This window comes from Brevibacterium sp. NPDC049920 (assembly GCF_040656435.1).
In the GTDB taxonomy this organism is placed as follows: Bacteria; Actinomycetota; Actinomycetes; order Actinomycetales; family Brevibacteriaceae; genus Brevibacterium; species Brevibacterium pityocampae.
On the sequence record NZ_JBFAMF010000005.1, the window covers coordinates 244,621 to 269,339 of the forward strand.

Here is a 24,719-nt window from a genome sequence, read left to right on the forward strand (position 1 = left end):
GCTCAGCCGCGCGCGGCGGCGAAGCCCTTCTCGAGGTCGGCGATGATGTCCTCGACCCCCTCGATGCCCACGCTGAGCCGGACGAGGCCCGGGCTGACCCCGGCGGCGGCCTGCGCGGCCTCGTCGAGCTGGGAGTGCGTGGTGGAGGCGGGGTGGATGACGAGCGAGCGGACGTCGCCGATGTTCGCGACGTGCGAGTGGAGCTCGAGCGCGTCGACGAAGCGCACCGCGGCGTCGTAGCCGCCGGCGATGTCGAAGGACAGCACCGAGCCGACGCCCTTCGGCAGGTACTTCTGGGCGCGCTCGTACCACGGGCTCGACGGGAGTCCGGCGAACACGACGCGCTCGACCTGCGCGTGGTCCTCCAGCCAGGCGGCGACGCGATCGGCGTTGGCGACGTGGCGCTCGATGCGCAGGCTCAGGGTCTCGAGGCCCTGAGCGAGGAGGAAGGCGTTGAACGGGGAGAGCGCCGGGCCCAGGTCGCGGAGCAGCTGCACGCGCGCCTTGATCCCGAACGACACGTTCGCACCGAACGGCGAGTCCGGACCGAGGTCGCGGGCGTAGACGATGCCGTTGTACGAGGCGTCCGGGGTGTTGAAGCCGGGGAAGCGCTCGGGGTCGCGGGAGAAGTCGAAGGTGCCGGCGTCGACGATGATGCCGCCCATCGCGGTGCCGTGCCCGCCGAGGTACTTCGTGGCGGAGTGGACGACGATGTCCGCGCCGTGCTCGATCGGGCGCACGAGGTAGGGGGTGGCGAGCGTGTTGTCGACGATGAGGGGCACGCCGGCGGCGTGGGCGACCTCGGCGACGCCGGCGATGTCGAGGACGTCGGAGCGGGGGTTGGAGACGACCTCGCCGAAGAACGCCTTGGTGTTGGGGCGGACCGCGGCCCGCCACCCCTCGAGATCGTCGGGGTCGGCGACGAAGGTCGTCTCGATGCCGAGCTTGCGCAGGGTGACGTCGAGGAGGTTGTAGGTGCCGCCGTAGAGGCTGGGGCTCGCGACGATGTGGTCGCCGGCCTCGGCGACGTTGATGAGCGCGAGGAACTCCGCGGACTGGCCGGAGGCGAGCAGCAGGCCCTGGACACCGCCCTCGAGGTCCGCGATCCGGTCCTCGACCACGGCGACGGTCGGGTTGCCGATCCGGGTGTAGATCGGGCCGAGGTCGGCGAGCGCGAAGCGGTCGGCTGCGGTCTGCGCGGAGTCGAAGACGTAGGACGTGGTCTGGTAGATCGGCAGGGCCCGGGCGCCCGTCGTGGGATCCGGGGTCTGGCCGGCGTGGATCTGCCGGGTCTCGAACGACAGCTCGCTCATGGGTTCCTCCTCATCGAAGTGTGCCTCCCACTCTCGCCCGGGAGCGCGGTCCCGGCGGCACCCGATGTCATCTGGCTGTCATCTTCCGTCACATTGCGTCATGTGCGAGCGGTGGGCAGGTCCGGCGCCGACTCCCGGCGTCGCACTCCGGTGCGCCTCAGCGGAAGTCCCGGGAGCGGGAGGGCAGCTGCACCTCGAGCGGGTGGAGCCGGTGCGCGTAGAGGCTCACCACCTCACCGGCACGCTGCAGCTGCCCGGTCACGACGAGGGTGCTGCGGCTCGTGGAGATCGGGGCGAAGCGCTTCATCAGTCCCGGGGTGCACACGACATTGAGCATCCCGAACTCGTCCTCGATGTTCATGAAGGTGATGCCCGAGGCGGTGGCCGGCCGCTGTCGGTGGGTGACGATCCCGGCCACGGTGATCCGGGAGCCGTCCGCGGTCGCCCGGGCGTCCTCCGTCGAGGCGTACCCGCGGGCGGTGAGGGCGCTGCGCAGCTGGGCGGTCGGGTATCCCTCGACGGTGAGGCCGGTGGCGAACAGCTCGGCGAGCGTGACGTCGAACGCGCTCATGAGTGGCAGGGTGGGGGCGGCGGTGACGGGTGCGGTGCCCGGCAGCACGCCGGGCCCGGCGCCGGCGAGCGAGCCGGCGAGCCACAGCGCCTGGCGCCGGTCGACGCCGAACCCCGTGAAGGCGCCGGCGGAGGCGAGCCCCTCGAGGACCCGCACCTCGACCCCGGTGCGGTGGGCGAGGTCGGCGATCGAGGCGTAGGGCCCGGCCGCCTCGCGCTCGGCGACGATCGTCGCGGCCGCGCCCCCCACCTCGCGCACGGATTCCAGGCCGACCCGGATCGCGAGCCCACCGGTGGAGTCCGGGTCCGGTTCGAGGTCGGCGAGGGCGGCCGAGGCGTTGACGTCGACGGGGCGGATCGTCACGCCGTGGCGGCGGGCGTCGGCGATGAGCGACTGCGGGGAGTAGAAGCCCATCGGCTGGGAGCGCAGGAGGCCGGCGGTGAACGCCGCGTGGTGGTGGCACTTGAACCAGGCGGAGTCGTAGACGAGGTTGGCGAAGCTGATGGCGTGGCTCTCGGGGAAGCCGTAGTTGGCGAAGGCGGCGATCTTGTCGAAGATCGCCTGTGCGATGTCCGGGGCGACCCCGCGGGCGGCGCACCCGGTGTGGAAGCGCTCGGCGAGCTGCTCCATCCGGGCGCGTGAGCGGCGGGAGCCCATCGCGCGGCGGAGCTCGTCGGCGTCGGGGCCGGTGAAGCCGGCGACGTCGATCGCCATCTGCATGAGCTGCTCCTGGAACAGCGGCACCCCGAGGGTCTTGTCGAGTGCGTTCTCGAGCAGCGGGTGGAGGTGCTCGACGGGTTCGAGGCCCTGCCGGCGGCGGATATAGGGGTGGACGGAGCCGCCCTGGATGGGGCCGGGGCGGATGAGCGCGACCTGCACGGCGAGGTCGTAGAAGGTGCGCGGACGCAGCCGGGGCAGGGTCGCGAGCTGAGCGCGGGACTCGACCTGGAACACGCCCACCGCGTCCGCGGCGCAGAGCATGTCGTACACGCGCGGGTCCTCCTGCGGGATCGCCGCCCGGTCGATGCGCTCGCCGGTGTGCCGGGCCACGAGGTCGACCATCTCGTGGAGCGCGGTGAGCATCCCGAGGCCGAGCAGGTCGAACTTCACGAGGTCCATCGCCGCGCAGTCGTCCTTGTCCCATTGGACGACGGTGCGGTCCTCCATCGTCGCCGGCTCGATCGGCACGACCTCGCCGATCGGCCGGTCGGCGAGGATCATGCCGCCGGAGTGGATGCCGAGGTGGCGCGGGGTGCCGAGGAGTCCGGCGGCGACCTCGAGCACCGGGGCGGGCACCGCGGTGTCCGCCGGATCGGGCAGGGTCGACCAGCGGTTGATGCCGGTGGAGAAGGCGTCCTGCTGGCCGGGGTCGTATCCGAGGGCGGCGGCGGCGTCGCGGACGGCGGACTTCGCGCGGTAGGTGATGACGTTGGCGACCTGGGCGGCGCGGTGGCGGCCGTAGTGCCGGTAGACGTACTGGATCACCTCCTCGCGGCGGCCGGACTCGATGTCGATGTCGATGTCCGGGTAGCCGGCGCGGTCGGGGGCGAGGAAGCGGTCGAAGAGGAGCCGGAACCGCACGGCGTCGACGGCGGTGATGCCGAGGACGTAGCAGACCGCGGAGTTCGCCGCCGAGCCGCGGCCCTGGCAGAAGATGTCCTGCTCGCGGCAGAACCGGGCGATGTCGTGGACGATGAGGAAGTAGCCGCAGAACCCCATCGTCTCGATCGTCGCGAGCTCCCGGTCGAGCTGCTCCCAGGCGCGCGGGTGTGCGGTGCGGGTGCCGTAGCGCCCGAGCCCGCCGGCCTCGACGAGCCGGCGCAGGTGGGTCGCCTCGTCGGTCCCGGCGGGGATCGGGGCATCGGGCAGCCCGGCGCGCGCCGCGGTGAGCTCGAAGGCGTGGCTCGCCGCGAGCCGGACGGCGGTGTCGAGGGCGGCGGCCGGGAAGCGCTCGCGCATCTCCTCGCCGGTGTGGATGCGCGCCGAGGCGGTGGGCGGCAGCCAGCCGGCGACCGCCTCGAGGGAGCGGCGGGAGCGCACCGCGGCGCGCACCTGGGCGTCGGCGAAGCGGGCCCGGGTCGCGTAGTGGACGGCGTTGGTGGCGACGACCGGCAGCCGCGCCCGGTGGGCGAGCTCGCACAGGTGGGCGATCCGTGCGTCGTCGGTGGGCAGGCCGTGGCGGGTGAGCTCGACGACCACCCGGTCGCGGCCGAACTCCGAGACGAGGCGGCGGAGCGCGCCGAGGCCGCCGTCGGGATCGTCGAGGTGCGGCAGGAGGGGGCCCTTGCGGCAGCCGGTGAGGATCGTCCAGTCGCCCGCCGCGGCGGCGAGGCCGGCGCGGTCGAACACCGGCCGGGTCTTCTCCCCGGCCAGTGCGCCGGCGGTGAGCGCCGCGGACAGGGTGCGGTAGCCGTCGACCCCGTGGGCGAGGACGAGGAGGTGCTCGGCCTGCGGGTCGATCTGGCCGGGGATCTTCGCGGTGAGCCCGAGGGAGAGCTCGGCGCCGAACACCGTGGGGAGGGAGGCCTCGGCGGCGGACTGGGCGAAGCGGACCGCGCCGTAGAGCCCGTTGTGGTCGGTGAGCGCCATCCCCGTGAGCCCGGCCCGGGCGCCGGTGGCGGCGAGCTCCTCCGGCTCCGAGGCGCCGTCGAGGAAGCTGAAGTCCGAGTGCACATGGAGCTCCGCCCACGGGGTGCGGGCGGGCAGGAGGGCGGGTGTGCGGGCGGGCAGGAGGGAGTGGTCGGAGCTCCCCTGCTGGTCGGAGCTCCTGTGCTGGTCGGCCTCCGCGTACCGGTCGGGGCGGGAGAAGGCCGGGGCGTCGGAGCCGTCGGCGCCTGCGGGGATGGCACGTCCCGGGCGCGTGCGGGCGTCCCGGCCCGCGTACCGGGACGGTCCGTCCGAGCCGCCGGGCCCCACGGACACGGGACCTGTGGATCCGGGACCTGTGGACCCGGCATCGGGGTCCGGCTCCCGGCTCTTCCGGTCCGCCCGCGGGTCCGGCCGGTCGGAGAGCCGCCGCTCGAGCTCGGACCACGGGGTGCGCGGGTTGAAGAAGCCGTTCATGCGTATCTCCCGGTGAGGTACCAGCGGCCGCTCTCCTTGCTCAGCAGGTAGGCGGCCCCGTCCTCGGCGACGACTTGGAGGCGCACCCGGTACTGGGCCGTGCTCCGGTCCCACCAGCCGGCCTCCACCGGCCAGGCCGAGGAGTGGTCGACCACGCGCACCGTCCCCGTGCCGGGGATCCGGAGCAGCGCCGGGACGTTGTCGAGTCCGGCGGGGCGGGCGACGATCGTGGCGCCGCGCTCGTCGAGCAGGTCCACCGGGGTGTGCTCGACGAGCGTGGGGCGGGGAGCCGGCACCGCGCCCGGCCAGGGGGCCTCGGGGTCGCGCTCGGGCCGGGGGCGCTGCTGCCAGGGTGTCCAGAGGTTCGTCTCCGCCGGATCGCGGCCGCCCTGCAGGCCGGGGACGAGCACGGCGTCGGGGCCGAACAGGCCCTGGAGGCGCTCGAGGGTGTGCGCGATCCGTCCCGGGTGCTGGTCGAACAGGCTCTGCTGCGTGCCCAGGGGGCTGAGGAGCTCCGCGGCGGCGAGCCCGATCGCGCAGATCCCGTCCTCCCCGCTGACGAGTGTCGGGTCGGGGCCGGGGTCCTCCCCGTTCTCGGGAACGGCCCGGGCGGTGCGGTCGGGGCGGGCAGTGCGAGCCCTGCGATCGGGGCGGGCGCCTCGGGTACGGGGTCCGCCCCGGCCGTCGGCACCCGTGCCGGCTCCCCCGGCGGCGAGCCACCCCTCGGCCTGCCAGCGGAGGCGGTCGGCGATCATCGACTCGTCCATGTCCTCGAGGCGCCAGGTCCGCCGGCAGGTCTCCCCCGTCGTCGCGGTGAGCTCGATGTCCACCTGGGTGCACACGAGGCCGGCGGCGCGGACGGTGCCGAGCAGCTCGGCACCGAGGGTGCGGGCGTGGAAGGACAGCACGTCGCTGCGGCCGCTCGGCGGGTCGAGGGGGCTGTGCACCCGGAACTCGCGGGCGCGCACGTGGTCGGCGGGGATCCGGTCGGGCAGACCGCGGGCGAGCCGGTGGGCGCGCCGGCCGAGGGTGCCGAACCGCGCATGGACGTCGGCCTCCGCGAGCTGGGCGAACCGACCGAGCGCGGTGAGCCCGAGCCGGCCGAGCAGTGGGACGAGCTCGGCGTAGGCGTGGGCGTCGACCGCGGTGAGGGAGGAGATGGGGAGCGGGGCGAGGAAGGCGGCGGTCCGGCCCGGCGGCACGCGGGTGGCGGTGCGGGAGGCGAGCAGCGCGGCGAAGGCGGTATCGGCGATGCCGGGGAAGAACTCCCAGCCGGTGGAGTCGGTGAGGCCGGTGAGGAGCTCCTCGACCGCGGACTCCTCGCTCGCGTGGGTGCGGCGCAGGGAGAGGGCCGGGATGCTCACCACGCCCGGGGACAGCAGGGTGAACCGGGCGACGAGGTCCTCGAGCACGCCGATCCCGGCGGCGAACACCCGGTGGTCGACCTCGGGGTCCCAGGGGATGACGGTGAGCTCGGGACAGCGCAGCTGGGCGGCGCGCTTGTTGAGCCCGGTCTCCACGCCCGAGGCGCGCGCGGGCGCATTGCAGGAGATGATGCGCCCGGCCCGGAGCACGGCGGCGGGCGCGGCCGTGCTCAGCCCGTGCGCGATCCCGGCCGCCACCGCCGGCCAGTCCGGCACTGCGAGGACCACCGTGCGATGGACGGACACGCGCTGGGAGGTGGAGGCTGCAGAGGCAGGTGGTTCGGCAGGAGCCGGGGCTTCGGCAGGTGTCGGGGCCTCGGCCGGCGCGGTGGGGAGCTCGGCAGGAGCCGTGGACTCGGCAGACGCTGCTTCAGTCGACACTGTGGATCCTCGGGACAGGGCCGCCGGGGTGCGCGACCCCCACCGCTGGAACGGAGTGTTCGGCCCCCGGCATCGGAGCGGGGTGCTCGGCCCGGCCGGAGGGGGCCGGGAGCAGGAGGGTGTGGGTGCCGGTGCGCGAACCGTGGACGGTGACCGTGCACTGCTCGAGGCGGCCGGCGCCTCGAGCAGTGCCCTCCCAGCGGACGTCGCGGACGCCGAGCCGCTCGCCGGTGCCGGGGAACTCGTCGAGGGTGATGAGGGTCATCCGCCGTTCCCGGACCTTGGCGAGCAGACGCTGCCGGTCTCCCGGGGTCGGGGCGAAACCGGGCCGGACGATGAGGATGTCGAAGGACTCGACGAGGATCGATGTCACCCGCAGCCAGTCCTGGAGCGGGGTGCGGAGGTTGACGAAGTGGGAGAGATCGATGCCGAAGTCGGCGATCCCGGCGACGGCAGGCTCCCCCATGCCCAGGACGGCGCACCACAGCTGCTCCCGCGTAGCGGCGGCGCAGGCGGCCAGTGCGAGGGAGAAGGAGTGCTCGCCGGTGATGGCGAGGATCTCGCCGCGCGGCAGCCCGCCGCGCTGGAAGAGCGGCCGCAGCGGGGCGTCGACCGCGTACGGCGGGTGCCCGGCGAACAGCTCGGAGGCCGTCCGGATCCCCGGCAGGCGCGTGAGCTGTTCGGTGAGGGCACTGATCGCGTGCACGGGGTCGGCGGACATGCATCCAGTATCGAACGTCAGTTCTAATCATTCAAGTGGGATTCGAAGGGCACCCGGTCGCCGTTCGAACATACTCAGCTCTTCGCTCGCACGCGGCCAGGCCACCGTTCGAACGCGGCATGATCGCCGCACGAGCACAGCCCAGCCGCCACGGCACCAGCACACCGGCACCCACGCCCCGGCACCGGACGCCAGCCGGCAGCCGCCCGGCCCCGATCCGCAGCCGCTGGGTCAGGCGGCGGCCTCGGCCTCGTCGCGCGGCAGGCCGTCATCGTGGAGCCGGGCGGCGTCGAAGATCCAGCGGACGCACTCGTGGAGGTCGAAGCCCTCCCCGCCGCCGAGGGTGCAGATGCGCTCCGGATGATTGGCGACCCGGTCGTAGTCGTCCCAGGACAGCCAGGCGGTATCGAACACCCCGACGTCATCCGTCTCCCTCCACGTCGGCATGAGCTCGGCACCCGCGGCAGTGAAGACGAAACCGACGCCGGGATGCCGATCGGTCCGCGCTGCGCCCCTATGAGCGTTGCCATCATGAGCGTCGTCATCATGAGCACCGCCGTCAGGAACCTCGCCCGCGCGCCGGGCGATGGACACACCGTGCTCATGGATCGCGATGTGGTGCGAGCGGCAGAGCAGGAGCATGTTGTCGAGGTCCGTCGGGCCGCCCTCGGACCACGGTCGGATGTGGTGCGCCTCGAGCAGCCGGGTGCGCGAGCAGCCGGGGAATCGGCATCCGATGTCGCGCACCGCGAGGGCCCGCCGCTGGCGATGCGAGGCCAGGCGCTTCGTCCGGCCGAGGGCGAGCACGTCGCCGGATGCATCGATGAGGGCGCCCACGAGCGGCGATCCGCAGCTCAGCCGGCCGACGGTGGCGGCGGTCACCGCGCCGTACCCCTCGATGCAGGCGACGTCGGCCTCTGACACCGCGCGAGGCTCACTGCTGTCCACGGCCTCGGTCGGCTCATCGCCCGTGTCGCGGTGTGCCCCGGCTGTCGCGCCGATGTTCGCATCCTCCGCCTCGACCCGCCCCGCAGCGGATTCGGAGGCAGGGTCCGCGCCGGCGACGGTCGCGATGGATGCGTGAACGTGCACCTCGGCCCGGCGGGACGTCGTCCCGGCCTCCTCGCCGCTCCGCGATCCGGTCCGGATGAGGTCGAGGAACCGGTCGACCCTGGAGATCGGCTCCGACGCGGGACCCTCCGTGTTCTCGCCACCATCGGCTTCGCCGCTCATCCCCTCGCCCGCCTCACCGTCCGCTCCCTCTCCCCGCGCCCGCCGGTGGGCGGTGGTGATCGTCCGGTCGACGGCCGCGTCCACCAGTGCCATGACCTCGGCGGCCTCGGCCTCGGGCAGCTCGATCGTGATCCGTGCGCGCCCGGCAGGGAGCGGCTCGATGCGGAACACGTCACCGGGGAGCTCCTTGACCACCCCGGCCGCGTCCGGCGCGATCCGCCGGAAGGTCGAGATCATCCGGGAGAGCTGCGCCGAGGTCGCGACCCGGCACATCCGCGCCGCCTCCGTCTCGTCGATCCGACCTGCCAGCCGGGTGATCTCACGGACCTTCGAATACGACACCCGGCCCTCCCCGAAGAGTCGGGTGACCTCGGGGAACTCGCGCAGGCCGCGAGCGACCCGGATGTACTCCCGCGCGGTGTGCGGTGTCATCTCGCACGCGAACGCCACCCAGTGCCCGAAGCTCCGGATGCCGACCCAGCCCTCCCAGGCACCCTCCTGATCGATCCGATCGAGGAGCGCGACGAACTGCGCCTGCGACTGTGCCATCTGCGCCGCGGCACCCCGGATCCGGCGAACGAGCTCGGCACACTCGTCCGGGTTGCCGCCGGACTCCCGCTCCTCCGGTGCCTCGGATGCAGGCGCCGCCGTCCTGTCCGCCGTCCGGTCAGCATCGGGTGCATCCCCGCCACGCCTCATATCCTCGGCCTCGTCCGCCCCGTTCGCATGCCCGCTCGGCCGCGCGTCTTCCGCCGTCGGTGTTCTCATCGTGTCCCCCTCCTTCGGGCGAGCTCCGCACCCCACCCTTATCGAGATGAGATCACGCTATCGGGAGGCACTGACACGGGTTCGATCACAGTGATCTATTGTCGTCCTGCTGTTCTGTGCGGATCAGGGGCCGCCCGCCTCCACCGGGATGCCCTCGTCTCTACCGGTGCACCATCGACCCCACCGGGGCGCCATCGAACCGGCGCGCGGACCGCTCGTTCCGCGCCTCGCCCGCCGGCCCATATACCTCGCCGTCGACGCTAGGGCGGCCGGTCCGGTCCCGAGGTGCCCGCCCACCTCGTCCTCATCCGGCGGGATGCTCGCCCATGAGAGCCGCCGGAGTCCTGAAGCGAGGACAGCACTCCGGCGGCTCCGGCGTCACAGCGGCGTGCCTGCCGTGACGTCTTCGCCCAACCGACCCCGTGTGCTCCATAGGCATCGGTCACACACCCGCACCGTCACCCCGCTGTAACAACCCCGCCGTGACGACCCCGCCGTGATGCCCCTGCTGTGACGTCTCGGAGGTCACGTCTCAACTGTGACGCGTTCGCAATGATGTCACCCCGTCACGTCCCCGGTGCGACGCCGCTGTTCTCACGCCTCTGCTGCGACGACTCTGCTGCGAGTTCCGCGCTGTGACGTCATTCCGATCGCGGGAACCCGTCCGGTCGCGTCCCCGCTGTGTCGCCCCGCTGAGACGCCCCGTCGTGACGTCCCAGCGGCTTTCACGTCCCAGCCGTGACGTCTTCGCCCTCACGTCCCTGCTGTGACGTCGTTGCCTTCACTACGCCACGGTGACGCTTCTGCCGCGACGCCGCGCAGCGAACACCTCGCTGGAAGAACCCGGTCTCGGCCGGGATGCTCAACAGCGGCGCGACCGGGACGCTTCACCCCGGATGGACGTCACAGCGGGGACGTCACAGCAGGGACGCCCCTATCGCCCCGCCTGCCGCACCTCGGCACTCGGTGCCACCGCTCCCGCCCCGAACCGGACTGATGCGCACTCCCCATCCCGGCTCGCAGCACCCGCGCGCATACACTGGGCCGGTGATGAATCTCAGCATCGTGTTCTGCACCCCCGAGATCCCGGGCAACACCGGCAACGCGATCCGCCTGGCCGCGGTCACCGGCGCGCACCTGCACCTCGTCGAGCCCCTCGGCTTCGACCTCTCCGACGCCAAGCTGCGCCGCGCCGGGCTCGACTACCACGACCTCGCGCACGTCACCGTCCACCCGGACTTCGACGCCCTGTGGGACACGCTCGGGGACCGCCGCGTCATCGCCTTCACCGCCCAGTCCGACACCGCGTTCCACACCGTCGAGTACACGGGCGACGACGTGCTCCTGTTCGGCCGCGAGTCCGTCGGACTCCCCGCCGAGGTGCTCGCCGACAACCATGTCGACCTCACCGTGCGCATCCCGATGCAGCCGTCCCGACGCTCGCTCAACCTCGCGAACTCCGCCTCGATCGCGGTGTACGAGGCGTGGCGCCAGCTCGGCTACCCCGGCGGCACCTGAGCCCGCACACCCCGCCCGGCGAGACCAGTGCGCATCGACGACACGTGCGCTCCACTCGGAACGGTCCGCACCCACTCGGATCACTGCTCACCGCCCACTCGGATCACGGCTCACCGATCACCGTGTGCACTGCGGACTGAGGAGTACAGTGGATCCATCGTGCACCGCGCGCACGGCTCCGCGCCGTCGCACCTCGCACCTCCAGCACCGCACCCCACTGCCCCACCACGGAAGGATCCACCTCATGATCGCTCGTGCCCTCACGGTCGCCGGCTCGGACGTCTCCGGCGGCGCGGGCCTGGCCGCCGACCTCAAGATGTTCGAGGAGTACGGCGTGTTCGGCACCGCCGCCGTGACGTGCATCGTCACCTTCGACCCCGAGGACGGGTTCAACCACGTCATCGAGTTCATCGAGCCCGAGGTCGTCAACCGCCAGCTCGACTCCGCGCTCGCCGTCCACGACTTCGACGTCATCAAGTCCGGCATGCTCGGCTCCGTCGACTCCGCGCTCGTCCTCGCCGAGCGCCTGCGCGACAACCACCTGCCCTACGTGTTCGACCCGGTCCTCGTGTGCAAGGGCGCGGGCACCATGGTCGACCTCAAGGACCTCTTCGTCGAGAACCTCGTCCCGCTCGCCACGGTGATCACCCCGAACCTCGAGGAGGCCGCGACCCTGACCGGCACGGCCGAGCTCACGAGCGTCGAGGACATGGTCGACGCGGCCCGGGCGATCCACTCGATGGGTGCGAAGAACGTCGTCGTCAAGGGCGGCGCCCGCCTCGCCGGCGAGGATGCGGTCGACGTGCTGTTCGACGGCGAGTCGGTCACGGTGTTCGCCACGAAGAAGGTCAACGACCACCTCGTCAACGGCGCCGGCTGCTCGTTCGCCTCGGCGATCGCTGCGGGGCTGGCCACCGGACTCGCCGTGCCCGAGGCGGTCGCGCGGGCCAAGGAGACCGTCGCCCACGGCATCGCCGCGGCGATCGAGAACGCGACCGGCGTCCGCTCGCTCCTCCACCCCGCCGTCCGCTGCTTCCCGCACGCGGACATCACCGTCACGCGCAGCTGACCGGCCGTCGCACCCTTTCGGTGCGCAGTCGGCAGCGGTGAATAGCGCAGGGCCCCGGGATTCGATCCCGGGGCCCTGCGCTCGTCTCAGGCGTGCGTCACTTGCGCTTGCCGAAGCCCTTGTAGCGGTCCTTGAACTTCTCGACGCGGCCGGCGGAGTCGAGGATGCGCTGCTTGCCGGTGTAGAACGGGTGCGAGGCCGAGGAGATCTCGACGTCGATGAGCGGGTAGGTGTTCCCGTCCTCCCACTCGATGGTCTTGTCGCTCTTCACGGTGGAGCGGGTGAGGAACTTGGTGCCGGAGGAGAGGTCGTTGAACACGACGACGTCGTACTCCGGGTGGATGTCCTTCTTCATGAATGTCCTTCGCGTTGAATTCCTGTGAGCCCTGATGCGGATCCTCATCCGCCTGCCAGTGCTCAAATTCGTGTGCTCGGATCCTGCTCGGATCCGGTCCGGTCCCACGGAGGACCGACGATCCACTATACCGGACGCGTCGAACCGGGGCGAACCCGAACACGCCGACCGATCATGACACCGCGCCTGCACCTGCACGCCGGCCTGTCCTATCGTGGGTGCCATGACCTGGAGCATCCTGCCCGACACCGTGACCGCCGTGCCTGCCAGCGACACCCCCGAGCTCGTCGCCGCTCCCACCGCCGAGGCGCTCGCCGCGCTCCCGGCGGATCTCACCGCCGAGGTGTTCCCCATCGACCCGGACCTCGCGGACACCGCAGCCCTCACCGAGGCCTACGGCCTGGCCCCGGAGCACTCCGCGAACTGCGTCCTCGTCGCCGGCACCCGCGCGGGCGACGAGCGCATCGCCGCCTGCCTCGTGCTCGCCCACACCCGCGCCGACGTCAACAAGCGGGTCCGCAAGCTCCTCGACGTCCGCAAGGCCTCGTTCCTGCCGATGGACCGGGCGGTCGAGGAATCGGGCATGGAGTACGGGGGCATCGGGCCGATCGGCCTCCCGGAGGGCTACCGGCTGCTCGTCGACTCCCGAGTCATCGCGGCCGACGAGGTGATCATCGGCTCGGGCATCCGGGGTTCGAAGATCATCCTCCCCGGGTCCGAGCTCGCACGCCTCCCCGGCGCCGAGGTGATCGAGGACCTCGCGCTCGAGGTGTGAGCGCGAGCCGGCTCAGAGCGCGATCCCCTCGGCGGGGAGGCCGGCGCGCTGCAGGATGAACTCGATGAGCGGCAGATAGAGCTGCGGCTCGATGTCGTCGTCGAGCGGGACGGCGACCTCGACCTGGCCCTGCGCCTCGGCGACGAACAGGGCCGGATCGTTGCAGTCGGCGAAGCCGATCGCGCGCAGGCCCTGCCCGCCGGCGTACCCGGCCCAGCCGTGGTCGGCGACGACGAGGTCCGGCGGTGCCTCGCCGCGGCGGCTGAGCTCGGCCAGCAGATGCGCCACCGGTTCGGGCGAGTGGGTGTGCGGTACGCCGCCGTGCTGGTGCCAGACCCATACCCCGCCGAGGTGCCGGACGTCTCCCCCATCGGTGTCGACGGTGATCGGTCCGGTGGCGCGGACGACCTCGGCCCCGGCGGCCTCCGCGGCCCGGGCGAAGGCCTGGTGGACGGGCACCATGCCGGCCGGGTGGCCGGAGCCGAAGAGGATCCGTCCGCCGCCGCGCGCGACCTCGCCGAGCACCGCCGCGAAGCGCGCGGAGGCCGCGAGGCACAGCGCGGTCGAGATCGTGTCCTGACCGGCGGTGTGCGCCCGATCTGCGGAGATTCCGACCCGGCCGACCATGAGGTCGAAGACAGCGTCGTAGTCCCAGTCGCGGGTGAGCGGCACGCCGAAGTGGAAGTGCGTCTCCTGGTCGAGGAACCGCTGGATGTGGGACAGGTTGCCCTCGCGCGGCGTGCCGACCTCCCCGGTGATCCGGGCGGCCTCGAGGGCGCGGGTGAGCTCCGGCGCGGTCTGCTCAGTCGGATCGGTGCGGTCAGTTCGTCGGTTCTGCATCGTCGTCTCCGGGATTCGCTCGGATGGTCTCGCTCGATCGCTGAGTCTCGCTCTGCGGCGTGTCCACGCTCGGCTGCAGCGCGTAGCAGGCCACAGCCGTCGCGGCGGCGACGTTGAGCGAGTCGACGCCGTGGCCCATGGGGATGAGGACGGTCGAGCGCGCCGCCGCGATCGTCCTGCGCTGCAGTCCGTCGCCCTCGGTGCCCATGATGAGCGCTGTGCGCGCAGGAGCCCGCGCGGCGAACTCCCGCAGCGGCACCGAGTCGTCCTCGAGCGCGAGCGCGGCGGTGTGGAAGCCGAGCTCGTGGAGCCGGTCGATGTCGGCCGGCCAGGAGTCGAGACGCGTCCACGGGACCTGGAACACCGTGCCCATCGACACCCGGATCGCCCGGCGGTAGAGCGGGTCGGCGCTGCGTGGGGTGATGAGCACGGCATCGACGCCCAGGCCCGCCGCGGAGCGGAAGATCGCGCCGAGGTTGGAGGCGGTCACAGAGTGTTCTGGAGCGTTTCGGACCCGTGAGCTCGGTTCCTTCCGGTCGACACACCGATGAACTGAGCATTACGTCTCCGCAGGTCAGAAGGAAAATATGGCCGCTCGGTCGTCATCGTCGGCCGGCTTGGAGCGTTCAATAAACCCTATGCACCTCACTCCCCCACCCACTGCCATGCTGCGACTGCACAGCAGCGACCTGAGCTTGGGCTGATGGCGCTCATTGTACTCGTCCGGGTCGGGGCAGACCCTCAGGACGCGAGATTGCAACGGCAAGCACTCGAGCCGATCTGCTCGCGTCTCTTCGAGGCGACAGCATCGCGTCGACGCCTGATCAAGAACCGCCCCGGGCTCCTCGCTGCTGTGGCGGAGGTCGGCGACGGGGATGCACTCACCGTGACCCGCGCACGGAGCCTGAGCACGAGCATGGTCGACGGACTCGAGACACTGCTGGGCCTCATTGACCGAGGAGTAACAGTGAAGGTCCTCGTTGGCCTGGCCGCGGGCGAGCACACCGGAGACTCGGAGCTTCTCGCTGACATCCGCGAGCTCAGACAACTACGTCGTGAGCTTCAAAGCTCCCGCATCCGGGCCGGCATCCAGACGGCGCGGGAACACGGAGGCAGCCACGGCCGACCACGCACCATTAGCGACGAGACGCAGCGCGAGATTAGGATGCGGAGAGATCGAGGCGAGTCGTTGCGCAGCATCGCCGGAAGCGCTGGCGTGTCGATCGGAACCGCCCATCGCGTGCTGACGCAACGAGGGCCTAGTCAGGGGACGTTGTCCCCTCGGCCGTGAGCTGAGTCGGTAGCGCCATTGCCGCGTGGTGGAGCAATAGCTAGGAGACGGATGACCGAGGATGAGGCACGCGCGGCAGCGCGGGCATTGCGCCCCCACGGCGGGAGCGATCCGCTGACGCTGGCGGAGCTCGAGCAGTACCTCGCCGCGGCGGCTGACCTGCTGCGCGGCAGCATCGACCAGGCCGACTTCAAGGCGTACATTTTCCCGCTGATGTTCTTCAAGCGGATCAGCGACGTCTACCTCGAGGAGTACGCCCAAGCGCTGGACGAGTCCGGGGGCGACCACGAGTTCGCCCTGTTCGCGGAGAACCACCGCTTCGTGATCCCTCCCGGAAGCCTCTGGGACGACGTGCGCACCCACACAGCGAACATCGGCACCGCCTTGCAGACTGCGTTGCGTGAGATCGAGAAAGCGAACCCCGAGACGCTGTACGGCATCTTCGGCAACGCCAGCTGGACCAACAAGGACAAGCTGCCCGACCGCAAGCTCGCCGATCTCTTCGAGCACTTCTCGAGCAAGGCGCTGACCAACGCCGCTGTGCCGCCCGACGTGTTCGGCAACGCGTACGAGTACCTCATCAAAAGGTTCGCCGACCAGTCGAACAAGAAGGCCGGTGAGTACTACACGCCGCGCTCGGTGGTCGGCCTGCTCGTCACCATCCTCAACCCCACCGAAGGCGAGACGGTCTACGACCCGGCCTGCGGCACCGGCGGCATGCTGATCGAGGTCATCGAGCACGTGAAGACCGCCGGCGGCAGCCCCAAGACTCTCTGGGGCAAGCTCTACGGCCAGGAGAAAGTGCTCGCGACCTCTGCGATCGCACGGATGAACCTGCTGCTCCACGGCGTCGAAGACTTCAAGATCGTCCGCGAGGACACGCTGCGCAACCCCGCTTTCTACACGGGAAACAACCTCGCGCAGTTCGACTGCGTCGTCGCCAACCCGCCGTTCTCACTTAAGAACTGGGGCGAGCCCGAATGGGCGTCCGACAAATGGGGCCGGAACGCACGTGGTGGTGTCCCACCAAAGGGGTATGCCGACTGGGCCTGGGTCCAGCACATGCTCACCTCCGCGAAACCGAAGACTGGACGCGTCGCCGTCGTCCTGCCCCAGGGGGCGCTCTTCCGGCAGGGCGCTGAGGCGCGGATCCGCACCCACGTGCTCGAGTCAGACCTCGTCGACGCGGTCATCGGGTTGGCTCCCAACCTGTTCTACGGCACGGGCCTCGCCGCCTGTGTACTGATCCTTCGACAGGAGAAGCAACCGGAGGAGAAACGCAAGGTGCTCTTCATCAACGGTGAAGACCTGTTCAAGCGCGGACGCAACCAGAACACCCTCGAACCCGAGCATGCCCAGCAGATCCTTGACGCCTATGAGCTCCACGCTGACATCGAGGGCCGCTCCCGTGTCGTCGATCTGGCCGAGATCGAGAGCAACGACTACAACCTCAACATCCCGCTGTACGTCGCCCCACCTGACATCGGCGAGAAGCTCACGCTCGCGGACGCTCTCGCGAATCTCGAAACGGCGCACGCCGAGGCGACCAGGACGCGTGCTGCGCTGGAGGCCGAGCTGACGAAGTGGGGGCTGTCCGTATGAGCACCAGAATCACACAGCGCGAGCTCGAGAACTACCTGTGGGGCGCGGCGATCGTGCTCCGTGGGCTGATTGACGCCGGCGACTATAAGCAGTACATCTTCCCGCTGGTCTTCTTGAAGCGGATCTCCGACGTCTACGACGAGGAGCACGCCGCCGCGATGGAGGTATACGACGACGACGAGGAGCTCGCCGACCTCCCAGAGAACCACCGCTTCGCCATCCCCCACGGCTGCCACTGGGACGACATCCGAGGCGTCACCCAGAACATCGGAACCACGCTCCTTCACGCCATGCGGTCCATCGAGAAGGCCAACCCCGACACACTCCCCGGCGTCTTCGGTGACGGCGACTGGGGCAATAAGGACCTGCTCCCGGACTCGACGCTGGCCGACCTCATCGAGCACCTCTCCACCAAGACGCTCTCGATCACCAACCTGCCCGAGGACGAGCTCGGCAACGGGTACGAGTACCTGATCAAGAAATTCGCGGACGACTCCGGTCACACCGCGCAGGAGTTTTACACCAACCGCACGCTCGTGCACCTGATGACGATGATGCTCGAGCCCCAACCGGGTGAGTCTGTATACGACCCCACTTGCGGCACGGGCGGCATGCTCATCTCCACCGCCGCCGAATTGAAGCGGCAGGGCAAGGAGTGGCGGAATCTGCGCCTCTACGGCCAGGAGCTCAACTACGGGACATCCGCCATCGCGCGGATGAACCTGTTCCTGCACGGCATCACAGACGGCCACATCGCCCACGGTGACACCCTCAGCCGGCCGGCGTTCCTAGACGGCAAGGGCCGTCTGCAGACGTTCGACGTTGTGCTGGCAAACCCGCCCTACTCCATCAAGGCGTGGAACCGCACCGCGTTCGCCAAGGACCCGTACGGCCGCAACGTCTGGGGCGTGCCGCCGCAGGGACGCGCCGATTACGCGTTCTTCCAGCACATCGCCAAGAGTCTCGACCCCGATACGGGCCGCGCTGCGATCCTCTTCCCCCACGGGGTGCTCTTCCGGCGTGAAGAGGCATCTCTGCGTGAAGCACTGGTCAAATCCGACCTCATCGAGTGCGTGCTCGGGCTCGGTGCCGGACTGTTCTACAACAGCCCCATGGAGGCCGTGGTCGTCACGCTCCGCGCCAGTAAGCCCGCCGAGCACAAGGGCAAAGTGCTGTTCATCAACGCGGTCAACGAAGTCGCCCGCGAGCAGGCGCAGTCGTTCCTGCGAGACTCCCATCAGCAGAAAGTGCTGGAGGCGTACCGCGCTTTCGCCGACATCGACCAGTTCGCAGCCGTCGCCTCACTCGCCCAGATTGCCGACGAGGGTCACAGCCTCGCGATTCCGCTGTACGTCGCCGGAGCCTCAGCCACCCTCGCGGGAGACCAGCTCGACGTCACAGATGCGGTTGCTGATTGGCGAGCGTCTGCTGCTGTAGCCGACGCGGCGATCGACGACGTACTCGCGTTCCTGCGAGCAGAGGTGACGGCATGATGTTGAACCTCGACAAGTCCGCCTGGAAGCGGGTGGCATTCGGCGACGTCGTCCGCAATGTCAATGAGACCGTCCGTGATCTCGAGGCGGCCGGCATCGACCGGATCATCGCGATGGAGCATTTGGACCCCGGCGAGCTGAAGGTCAGCCGTTGGGGATCCACCGATGCCGGCAGGACCTTCACTCGACGGGTCAAACCCGGACAGACGCTCTTCGGCAAGCGCCGTGCCTACCAGCGAAAGGCCGCCTACGCCGAGTTCGACGCCATCTGCTCCGGCGACATCTACACCTTCGATGCCGATGAGACGCAGCTTCGCAGAGACTTGCTCCCCTTCATTGTGCAGTCGGAGGGCTTCTTCGAGCATGCTCTCGGCACGTCGGCTGGTTCTCTGTCGCCACGCACCAACTGGCGCGACCTCAAGGACTTTGAGTTCAACCTCCCATCCTTCGAGGAACAGACGCGCATGGCCGACCTCCTCTGGGCCATCGAGCGTCATAAACGCACCCTTGCGGACGAGGTCGAATCGGTCCAAGGTGTCCTTGCGCGCGTCGCGGCTACACGGCTCAGCGCCCTACCCACTACAGCGCGACTGGGGGATCTCACGACGACGCGGTCCGGGCCTTCGTTTCCAGCATCGGATGTTCACGGTGAATCCGTCGAAGGATCGGTGCCTGTCATTGGTATCCCTAACACGAAGCCTGACGGAACGATCGATCTCGAAGGCGTCGGCCATGTGACTGGACTTCCCGCCAGTGTTAGCACAATCGACGAGTCGAGCCTCATCCTGATTCGCACTAATGGAAACCGACAGCGGATCGGGAACGTATACATCCCGCCCGAAGCGGCGCACGGGCATGCGGTGTCCGCGTTCCAGTTCCTTATGCGGGCGAACGACATGTCCGACAGGGATTATCTCTTCTGGGTCCTGAGCGAGGCGGGGATGCAGCACCGCATGAGTGACGCAGCCTCGGGGACTGTCGGCTTGGGCAACCTCGCCGTTCGCTGGCTCAACGAGCTTGAAATTCCCTGGACGGAACTCCCCGAAGAGAGAAGAGCATTTGTCGAGACCCTCGGCACGCTGAGGGACGGTCTCGCACGCCTTCGTGCCGAAGTCGCTGCTGTCACCGCCGTCGGCAAAGTGGTTCTCGGAGAGATGCTTGGAGGCAGCTGATGGCCCAGTTCAACGAAGCGAATTCTGTGCGCGACCTCATCCGGGACCTAGTGAAATCCGACGACGTCCAGTTTTTGCCGGGCAACGAGCTTCCGCGTCGTACCGACGAGGTGATGCTCGAAGGTGTGCTGGAGGGAGCGCTTGTCCGGCTGAATCCGGAGATCGAGGCGGACCCCGCGAAGGCGGACGAAGTCATCTACAACCTCCGTGCGATCCTGATCGCTGCCCGGAACAGCCCGCATCCAGTGGTGGCCAACGAGGAGTTCATGGCGTGGCTGACTGGTCAGAAGTCGATGCCGTTCGGGCCGAACGGCGAGCACACGACGGTCCGGCTGATCGACTTCGACGACCTCGACGATGATTCGTCGAACCAGTGGATCGTCTCGACTGAGGTGACGTTCAAACAGGGAAGGCTCGAGAAGCGCTTTGACCTGGTGCTCTGGTGCAATGGCCTGCCCTTGGTGGTGGGTGAGGCGAAGACGCCGATCCGGCCGGCGTACACCTGGATCGACGGGGCCGCGCAGATCCACGACGACTACGAGCAGAGCGTCCCGCAGTTCTTCGTGCCCAACGTGTTCTCGTTCGCGACCGAGGGCAAGGACTTCCGTTACGGCACCATTGGCATGCCGATCGAGCTGTGGGGCCCCTGGCGCGACGACCCCACCGATGAGGATGCGCCGGCGAAGATCGGTCTCGTCGCGGTCCAAGAGGCCGTCGAAGGAGTACTCACTCCCCGTGCGGTCCTGGATTTTCTGCGGTTCTTCACCCTTTACGCGACTGACAAGAAGCACCGCAAGATCAAGATCATCGCGCGGTTCCAGCAGTTCCAGGCGACCAATCTGATCGTCGACCGGGTTCTGCTCGGCAAGGTCAAGCAGGGCCTGATCTGGCACTTCCAGGGCTCGGGCAAGTCACTGCTCATGGTCTTCACCGCGCTCAAACTGCGCGCGATGGCCGAGCTGACGAACCCGACGATCCTGATCGTGGTCGACCGCATCGACCTGGACACCCAGATCACGGGCACCTTCAACGCCTCGGACGTCCCGGGCTTGGTGTCGACCGACTCTCGGGCCCAGCTCCAGACGCTGCTCAGCCAGGGAGCTCGGAAGATCATCATCACCACGATCCACAAGTTCGGCGAGGCACCTGGCGTCCTCGACGCCCGGCAGAACATCATCGCGATGGTCGACGAGGCCCACCGCTCGCAAGAGGGCGACTACGGGCAGAAGATGCGTGAGGCCCTACCCAACGCGTACCTCTTCGGCCTGACGGGCACGCCGATCAACCGACGCGACCGCAACACCTTCAAGTGGTTCGGCGCACCCGAGGACGAGGGCGGCTACCTGTCGCGGTACTCATTCCAGGACTCCATCCGCGACGGTGCGACCCTTCCGTTGCACTTCGAACCACGACTCTCAGAAATCCACATCGACCAGGAGGCGATCGACGCGGCGTTCGAGGAACTCGCCACGGATCGCGATCTGTCCGAGAGCGACAAGATCACCCTCTCGAAGAAGGCGGCCTCGATCGAGGTGCTGATCAAGACGCCCTCGCGCATCGCGAAGATCGCTGCCGACATCGCCGCCCACTTCCAATCCAAAGTGGAGCCCCAGGGTTTCAAGGCGCAGGTCGTCGCTTACGACAAGGCCTCCTGCGTCGCGTACAAGAATGAGCTCGACAAGCACCTCGGGCCCGAGGCATCAACCATCGTCATGTCGAAGACCCGAGGTGACTCGCCCGACTGGGCCAAGTGGACCCCAGGTGCCGAGGAGCTTGAGCAGGTCGTCGCGCGGTTCAATGACCCGAGCGACCCGCTCAAGATCATCATCGTGACGGCGAAGCTGCTGACCGGGTTCGACGCTCCGATCCTCTACTGCCAGTACCTCGACAAGCCGCTGAAGGAGCACACGCTGCTCCAAGCGATCACTCGCACCAACCGCGTGTACCCGCCGGACAAGACCCACGGCCTGATCGTCGACTACCTCGGCATCTTCGACGACGTCGCCCGATCCCTCTCCTTCGACGAGCAGGCTGTCCGGGAGGTCGTCTCCAACATCGAGGAGCTCAAGACTCAACTCGCACCGGCGATGGCTGCCGCACTCGCATTCTTCCCCGGTGTCGACCGCACCGTCGGCGGGTACGAAGGCCTCGTCCAGGCACAATCCGCGATCGCCGACGACGTCACGAAGGACGCTTTCGGAGCCGCCTACAGCGTGGTGTCACAGCTGTGGGAGGCACTCAGTCCAGACCCCATGCTGGGCGAACATCGCGATGACTACCGCTGGCTCTCGGATGTCTATGAGTCGGTGCGCCCCTCGGACATCACGGGCCGTCTCGTGTGGCACGCGCTCGGAGCCAAGACAATCGACCTGATCAACGAGCACGTCGCCGTCGAGATCCCGCAGAACACAGAGACGATCGTGCTCGACGCTCAGACGATCGAAGACCTCATGACTGGTCGGCGCACCGACATCCCCACCGAAGAGATCGAGCGTCAGATCACCGCACGCATCGCGCGGCACCTGCATAACCCGGTCTTCGTCGAACTCGGCCAGCGCCTCAACGACCTGCGCGAGCGCTACGCCGACATCCAACAGTCCAGCCTCGACTTCCTTCGAGAGCTTCTCGAACTCGCCCGCGACACCGTTGCTGCCGAGAAAGCAGCCGACGAGGTGCCCCGCGAAGAGCAGGGCAAGGCGGCACTGACCGAGCTGTTCGACGCCCTCAAAGGCGATCAGACCCCGATCATCGTCGAGAACGTCGTCAACCGGATCGACGAGGTCGTCCGTGGGGTCCGCTTCGAGGGGTGGCAGTCCACGATCCGCGGCGACCAAGAGGTCCGCCAAGCTCTGCGGAAGACGCTCTACGTCCAGTTCAAGATCCGCGACAACGACGTTTTCGAGAAAGCCCTCGGCTACGTCCGGGAGTACTACTGATGAGAGTGCGACAGTTCCGCCTGGAGAGGTATCGATCCATCCTCAAGAGTGAGGGCATGGACCTTCGAACTATGACGGTTCTCGTCGGTCCAAACAACGAAGGAAAGTCGAACATCCTGCGTGGTCTCGTCGTTGGCCTACGTGCAATATCCGACATCGGCAAGGGCGCACCCTATCCCGCGCGCGGTCGCGGACGGCGGGATGACTGGGACTTCGAGACGTACACGTGGGAATCAGACATCCCCGATTCTGTCAGGTCAGCAAAACCGAACTCGGCAACGGTCCTCGAGTTCGACTTCGAGCTCAACGACGACGAGATTGAAGAATTCAAGGAACGAACGAAGAGCGCCAATAACGGCACATTGAAAGTTCGTCTGCGCCTGTACCGAGGACGGCGCGAGATGCAAATCATCAAACAGGGACCCGGCAGCAAGAAGATCAACGAGAAGAAGGTCGCCATTGCGAAGTTCATCTCGGACCAAGTTCGCGTGCAGTACATCCCTGCGTCTCGCCCAGCGTTTGAATCGGTCTCGTTGATGCGCGCCGAGGTGGGTTCTCGTCTCGCGGCGCTGGAAAGCGATCAAGAATACCGAAAGGCGCTGGAGGTCGTGCTCGAGCGCCGCAAGGATGCCCTATCACCGCTCGGCACGTCAGTCACTGATGCCCTTCGCCGCTTCCTCCCAAACGTGGAGTCAGTCGAGATCGAGCCGTCTGGGCGGGACTACTTTGGAGTGAATCCGTGGGCCTGGACAGAGTTCGACTTCATGGTCGACGACGGAGTGAAGACGCCTCTGGCGTCAAAGGGTGACGGGGTGCAGAGCCTTGCCGCGATCTCTTTGGCGCACTCATTGGCGCAGGCGAACAATAAGTCGGACCTAATCCTCGCAGTCGAAGAGCCTGAGGCCCATCTTCACCCCTCAGCGGTTCACGAGCTTCGCGCAGTTCTGGATGAGATTGCCCATGACCAGCAGGTGGTCATTACAACTCACAGCCCTCTCCTCGTGAGTCGTGGTGATGTCGCGGGCAACGTCATCATCAGGCAGAACCGTGCGGTCCAAGCGGGTTCACTCGGCCAGATCCGGGACATCCTCGGGGTACGGATCGAGGATAACCTTCAGTCGGCGAGCGTCGCCCTGCTAGTTGAAGGCCTCAGTGACAAAAGGATCATCCAGACGCTTCTGGCTGGCGAGAGCCCGATAATCCAGTCCGCGTTGACTGACGGCGCACTCCGGATAGAGATTACAACCGGCGCGAGCAATGTCGCTTACCAGTTCCGTCACTTCTACGACAGTGTCTGCCGCGTTCACGTACTACTAGACTCCGACGCTGCTGGGCGCAAGGCACTCGAAGCTCTCGAGAAGGAGCACGGCTTCAGCCATCTTGACGCGACCATGGTGAGGGTCGTCGACATGAACGACTCGGAGGTGGAAGATCTGCTCGACGAAGCATTTCTGGGACCGGACATCCTCGCTCGATTCAACGTGACCCTGGATCCTGCTCACACTCACCCGCAAAAGAAGTTCAAGCTGCGAATGCAAGACTACTTCGCAGGCTCGGGTCAAGGTTGGACTAAGGCGATCGAGGACGACCTCAAGACCCTCGTTGCCGATGCCGTCGAGCGCGATCCCGTCGCCGCCCTTCGAGCCGATCGAAGAGGGCCTCTCGATGCCCTCGTTCGCGAAATTGAATCCAAGCTAGAAGGGTCGTGAGCGTCCGCAGCGACCCGATTCCCTGCCCAATGGGCATTGGGGCGGCCACCGCCACGTAAGTTTCCTGTGACTACCGCGTCGCGTAGAACGCCACCGCCGCCGACGCTGCCACGTTCAACGAGTCCACCCCGTGCATCATCGGGATCGTCACTCGTCGGTCGAGCCGGCGGTCGGCCTGGCGCGTCAGGCCGTGGCCTTCTGTCCCGAACACCAGCGCGAGATGCGGGTGGTCCTCCGCGACCAGCTCGTCAAGCGTGATCGCGCCCTCCCCCAGCGTCATCCCGGCCACGACGTAGCCGTGCTGTTTAGCAGCGTCTTTCGGTAGCGTGTGTGTGGCGAACCGGTAGCGCGGGCGGGACGACCGGGTAGCGGCGATCCCGCCCGCGGTGCTGTTCAGTCGGCGGCGTCGAGTTTGGTGTGGCGACGCATGTTCGGGCCGGCGAGTTGGACCAGTTCGGCGTTGGACACGATCCGGTTGAGGATCG

The 24,719-nt window shown here is 68.5% G+C and carries 16 protein-coding genes and 2 pseudogenes; 9 read left to right on the forward strand and 9 right to left on the reverse strand.

Annotation, left to right across the window (positions count from 1 at the left end; all coding sequences use genetic code 11):
• Positions 1-2 precede the first annotated feature (2 nt).
• From AB0I45_RS07075 to AB0I45_RS07095, 5 genes are all read right to left on the reverse strand, one after another.
• On the reverse strand, positions 3-1,379 hold the full coding sequence (locus AB0I45_RS07075; protein WP_295687320.1) for a bifunctional o-acetylhomoserine/o-acetylserine sulfhydrylase: 1,377 nt from the start codon (positions 1,377-1,379) through the stop codon (positions 3-5).
• A 91-nt stretch (positions 1,380-1,470) separates the two neighbouring features.
• Positions 1,471-4,947, reverse strand: a complete 3,477-nt coding sequence (locus tag AB0I45_RS07080; protein WP_345031058.1) for an error-prone DNA polymerase — start codon at positions 4,945-4,947, stop codon at positions 1,471-1,473.
• On the reverse strand, positions 4,944-6,752 hold the full coding sequence (locus tag AB0I45_RS07085; RefSeq protein WP_345031061.1) for a DNA polymerase Y family protein: 1,809 nt from the start codon (positions 6,750-6,752) through the stop codon (positions 4,944-4,946). The genes AB0I45_RS07080 and AB0I45_RS07085 overlap by 4 nt, the downstream gene beginning before the upstream one ends.
• A complete protein-coding gene (locus tag AB0I45_RS07090) occupies positions 6,742-7,473 on the reverse strand; it encodes a porin (protein WP_175406961.1) in 732 nt (243 codons plus the stop codon). Before AB0I45_RS07090 ends, AB0I45_RS07085 begins: the two co-directional genes overlap by 11 nt.
• Positions 7,474-7,704: 231 nt before the next feature.
• A complete protein-coding gene (locus tag AB0I45_RS07095; RefSeq protein ID WP_345031063.1) occupies positions 7,705-9,255 on the reverse strand; it encodes a DUF222 domain-containing protein in 1,551 nt (516 codons plus the stop codon).
• Positions 9,256-10,524: 1,269 nt separating this feature from the next.
• Between AB0I45_RS07095 and AB0I45_RS07100 the strand changes: the two genes are divergently transcribed.
• Entirely contained in the window at positions 10,525-10,992 is a 468-nt protein-coding gene (locus tag AB0I45_RS07100; RefSeq protein ID WP_247424720.1) for a tRNA (cytidine(34)-2'-O)-methyltransferase, read from the forward strand.
• Positions 10,993-11,236: 244 nt separating this feature from the next.
• On the forward strand, positions 11,237-12,061 hold the full coding sequence (locus AB0I45_RS07105; RefSeq protein ID WP_137319729.1) for a PfkB family carbohydrate kinase: 825 nt from the start codon (positions 11,237-11,239) through the stop codon (positions 12,059-12,061).
• Between the two features lie 97 nt (positions 12,062-12,158).
• Here AB0I45_RS07105 and AB0I45_RS07110 read toward each other — a convergent pair whose 3' ends face one another.
• Positions 12,159-12,416 carry a type B 50S ribosomal protein L31 gene (locus AB0I45_RS07110; RefSeq protein WP_137319730.1) on the reverse strand — a complete coding sequence of 86 codons (258 nt, stop codon included), beginning with the start codon at positions 12,414-12,416 and terminating at the stop codon, positions 12,159-12,161.
• Between the two features lie 223 nt (positions 12,417-12,639).
• Here AB0I45_RS07110 and AB0I45_RS07115 point away from each other — a divergent pair, with 223 nt between their 5' ends.
• Complete coding sequence (locus AB0I45_RS07115) at positions 12,640-13,191, forward strand: YbaK/EbsC family protein (RefSeq protein ID WP_345031069.1); 552 nt, start codon at positions 12,640-12,642, stop codon at positions 13,189-13,191.
• A 12-nt stretch (positions 13,192-13,203) separates the two neighbouring features.
• On the opposite strand, the gene AB0I45_RS07120 is transcribed toward AB0I45_RS07115, so the two are convergent.
• Both AB0I45_RS07120 and AB0I45_RS07125 read right to left on the reverse strand, forming a co-directional pair.
• The gene (locus AB0I45_RS07120; protein ID WP_345031071.1) at positions 13,204-14,031 is read right to left on the reverse strand and encodes a phosphatase; all 828 of its coding nucleotides are present in this window, start codon (positions 14,029-14,031) and stop codon (positions 13,204-13,206) included.
• A 73-nt stretch (positions 14,032-14,104) separates the two neighbouring features.
• A pseudogene (locus AB0I45_RS07125) lies at positions 14,105-14,512 on the reverse strand (RNA methyltransferase); the annotation flags it as partial.
• A 222-nt stretch (positions 14,513-14,734) separates the two neighbouring features.
• Here AB0I45_RS07125 and AB0I45_RS07130 point away from each other — a divergent pair.
• The 6 genes from AB0I45_RS07130 (at position 14,735) to AB0I45_RS07155 (ending at position 24,234) form a co-directional block, all read left to right on the forward strand.
• The gene (locus AB0I45_RS07130; RefSeq protein WP_360317511.1) at positions 14,735-15,322 is read left to right on the forward strand and encodes a recombinase family protein; all 588 of its coding nucleotides are present in this window, start codon (positions 14,735-14,737) and stop codon (positions 15,320-15,322) included.
• A 51-nt stretch (positions 15,323-15,373) separates the two neighbouring features.
• Entirely contained in the window at positions 15,374-16,924 is a 1,551-nt protein-coding gene (locus tag AB0I45_RS07135) for a class I SAM-dependent DNA methyltransferase (RefSeq protein ID WP_345031073.1), read from the forward strand.
• Positions 16,921-18,417 carry a class I SAM-dependent DNA methyltransferase gene (locus tag AB0I45_RS07140; protein ID WP_345031075.1) on the forward strand — a complete coding sequence of 499 codons (1,497 nt, stop codon included), beginning with the start codon at positions 16,921-16,923 and terminating at the stop codon, positions 18,415-18,417. The genes AB0I45_RS07135 and AB0I45_RS07140 overlap by 4 nt, the downstream gene beginning before the upstream one ends.
• Entirely contained in the window at positions 18,414-19,589 is a 1,176-nt protein-coding gene (locus AB0I45_RS07145; RefSeq protein WP_345031076.1) for a hypothetical protein, read from the forward strand. The genes AB0I45_RS07140 and AB0I45_RS07145 overlap by 4 nt, the downstream gene beginning before the upstream one ends.
• Positions 19,589-22,525, forward strand: coding sequence for an HsdR family type I site-specific deoxyribonuclease (locus AB0I45_RS07150; RefSeq protein ID WP_360317516.1), 2,937 nt, complete (start codon positions 19,589-19,591; stop codon positions 22,523-22,525). Before AB0I45_RS07145 ends, AB0I45_RS07150 begins: the two co-directional genes overlap by 1 nt.
• A gap of 71 nt (positions 22,526-22,596) precedes the next feature.
• A complete protein-coding gene (locus AB0I45_RS07155; RefSeq protein WP_345031080.1) occupies positions 22,597-24,234 on the forward strand; it encodes an ATP-binding protein in 1,638 nt (545 codons plus the stop codon).
• Positions 24,235-24,304: 70 nt separating this feature from the next.
• On the opposite strand, the pseudogene AB0I45_RS07160 reads toward AB0I45_RS07155, so the two are convergent.
• Positions 24,305-24,541, reverse strand: a pseudogene (locus tag AB0I45_RS07160) (TrmH family RNA methyltransferase); the annotation flags it as partial.
• Positions 24,542-24,719: the final 178 nt, after the last annotated feature.

Coding starts and splice junctions, on each gene's coding strand:
- AB0I45_RS07080 (WP_345031058.1), bottom strand. CDS start 4,947: ATGAACGGCTTCTTCAACCCGCGCACCCCGTGGTCCGAGCTCGAGCGG.
- AB0I45_RS07135 (WP_345031073.1), top strand. CDS start 15,374: ATGACCGAGGATGAGGCACGCGCGGCAGCGCGGGCATTGCGCCCCCAC.
- AB0I45_RS07110 (WP_137319730.1), bottom strand. CDS start 12,416: ATGAAGAAGGACATCCACCCGGAGTACGACGTCGTCGTGTTCAACGAC.
- AB0I45_RS07115 (WP_345031069.1), top strand. CDS start 12,640: ATGACCTGGAGCATCCTGCCCGACACCGTGACCGCCGTGCCTGCCAGC.
- AB0I45_RS07145 (WP_345031076.1), top strand. CDS start 18,414: ATGATGTTGAACCTCGACAAGTCCGCCTGGAAGCGGGTGGCATTCGGC.
- AB0I45_RS07100 (WP_247424720.1), top strand. CDS start 10,525: ATGAATCTCAGCATCGTGTTCTGCACCCCCGAGATCCCGGGCAACACC.
- AB0I45_RS07140 (WP_345031075.1), top strand. CDS start 16,921: ATGAGCACCAGAATCACACAGCGCGAGCTCGAGAACTACCTGTGGGGC.
- AB0I45_RS07150 (WP_360317516.1), top strand. CDS start 19,589: ATGGCCCAGTTCAACGAAGCGAATTCTGTGCGCGACCTCATCCGGGAC.
- AB0I45_RS07105 (WP_137319729.1), top strand. CDS start 11,237: ATGATCGCTCGTGCCCTCACGGTCGCCGGCTCGGACGTCTCCGGCGGC.
- AB0I45_RS07120 (WP_345031071.1), bottom strand. CDS start 14,031: ATGCAGAACCGACGAACTGACCGCACCGATCCGACTGAGCAGACCGCG.
- AB0I45_RS07090 (WP_175406961.1), bottom strand. CDS start 7,473: ATGTCCGCCGACCCCGTGCACGCGATCAGTGCCCTCACCGAACAGCTC.
- AB0I45_RS07155 (WP_345031080.1), top strand. CDS start 22,597: ATGACGGTTCTCGTCGGTCCAAACAACGAAGGAAAGTCGAACATCCTG.
- AB0I45_RS07130 (WP_360317511.1), top strand. CDS start 14,735: ATGGCGCTCATTGTACTCGTCCGGGTCGGGGCAGACCCTCAGGACGCG.
- AB0I45_RS07095 (WP_345031063.1), bottom strand. CDS start 9,255: ATGGCACAGTCGCAGGCGCAGTTCGTCGCGCTCCTCGATCGGATCGAT.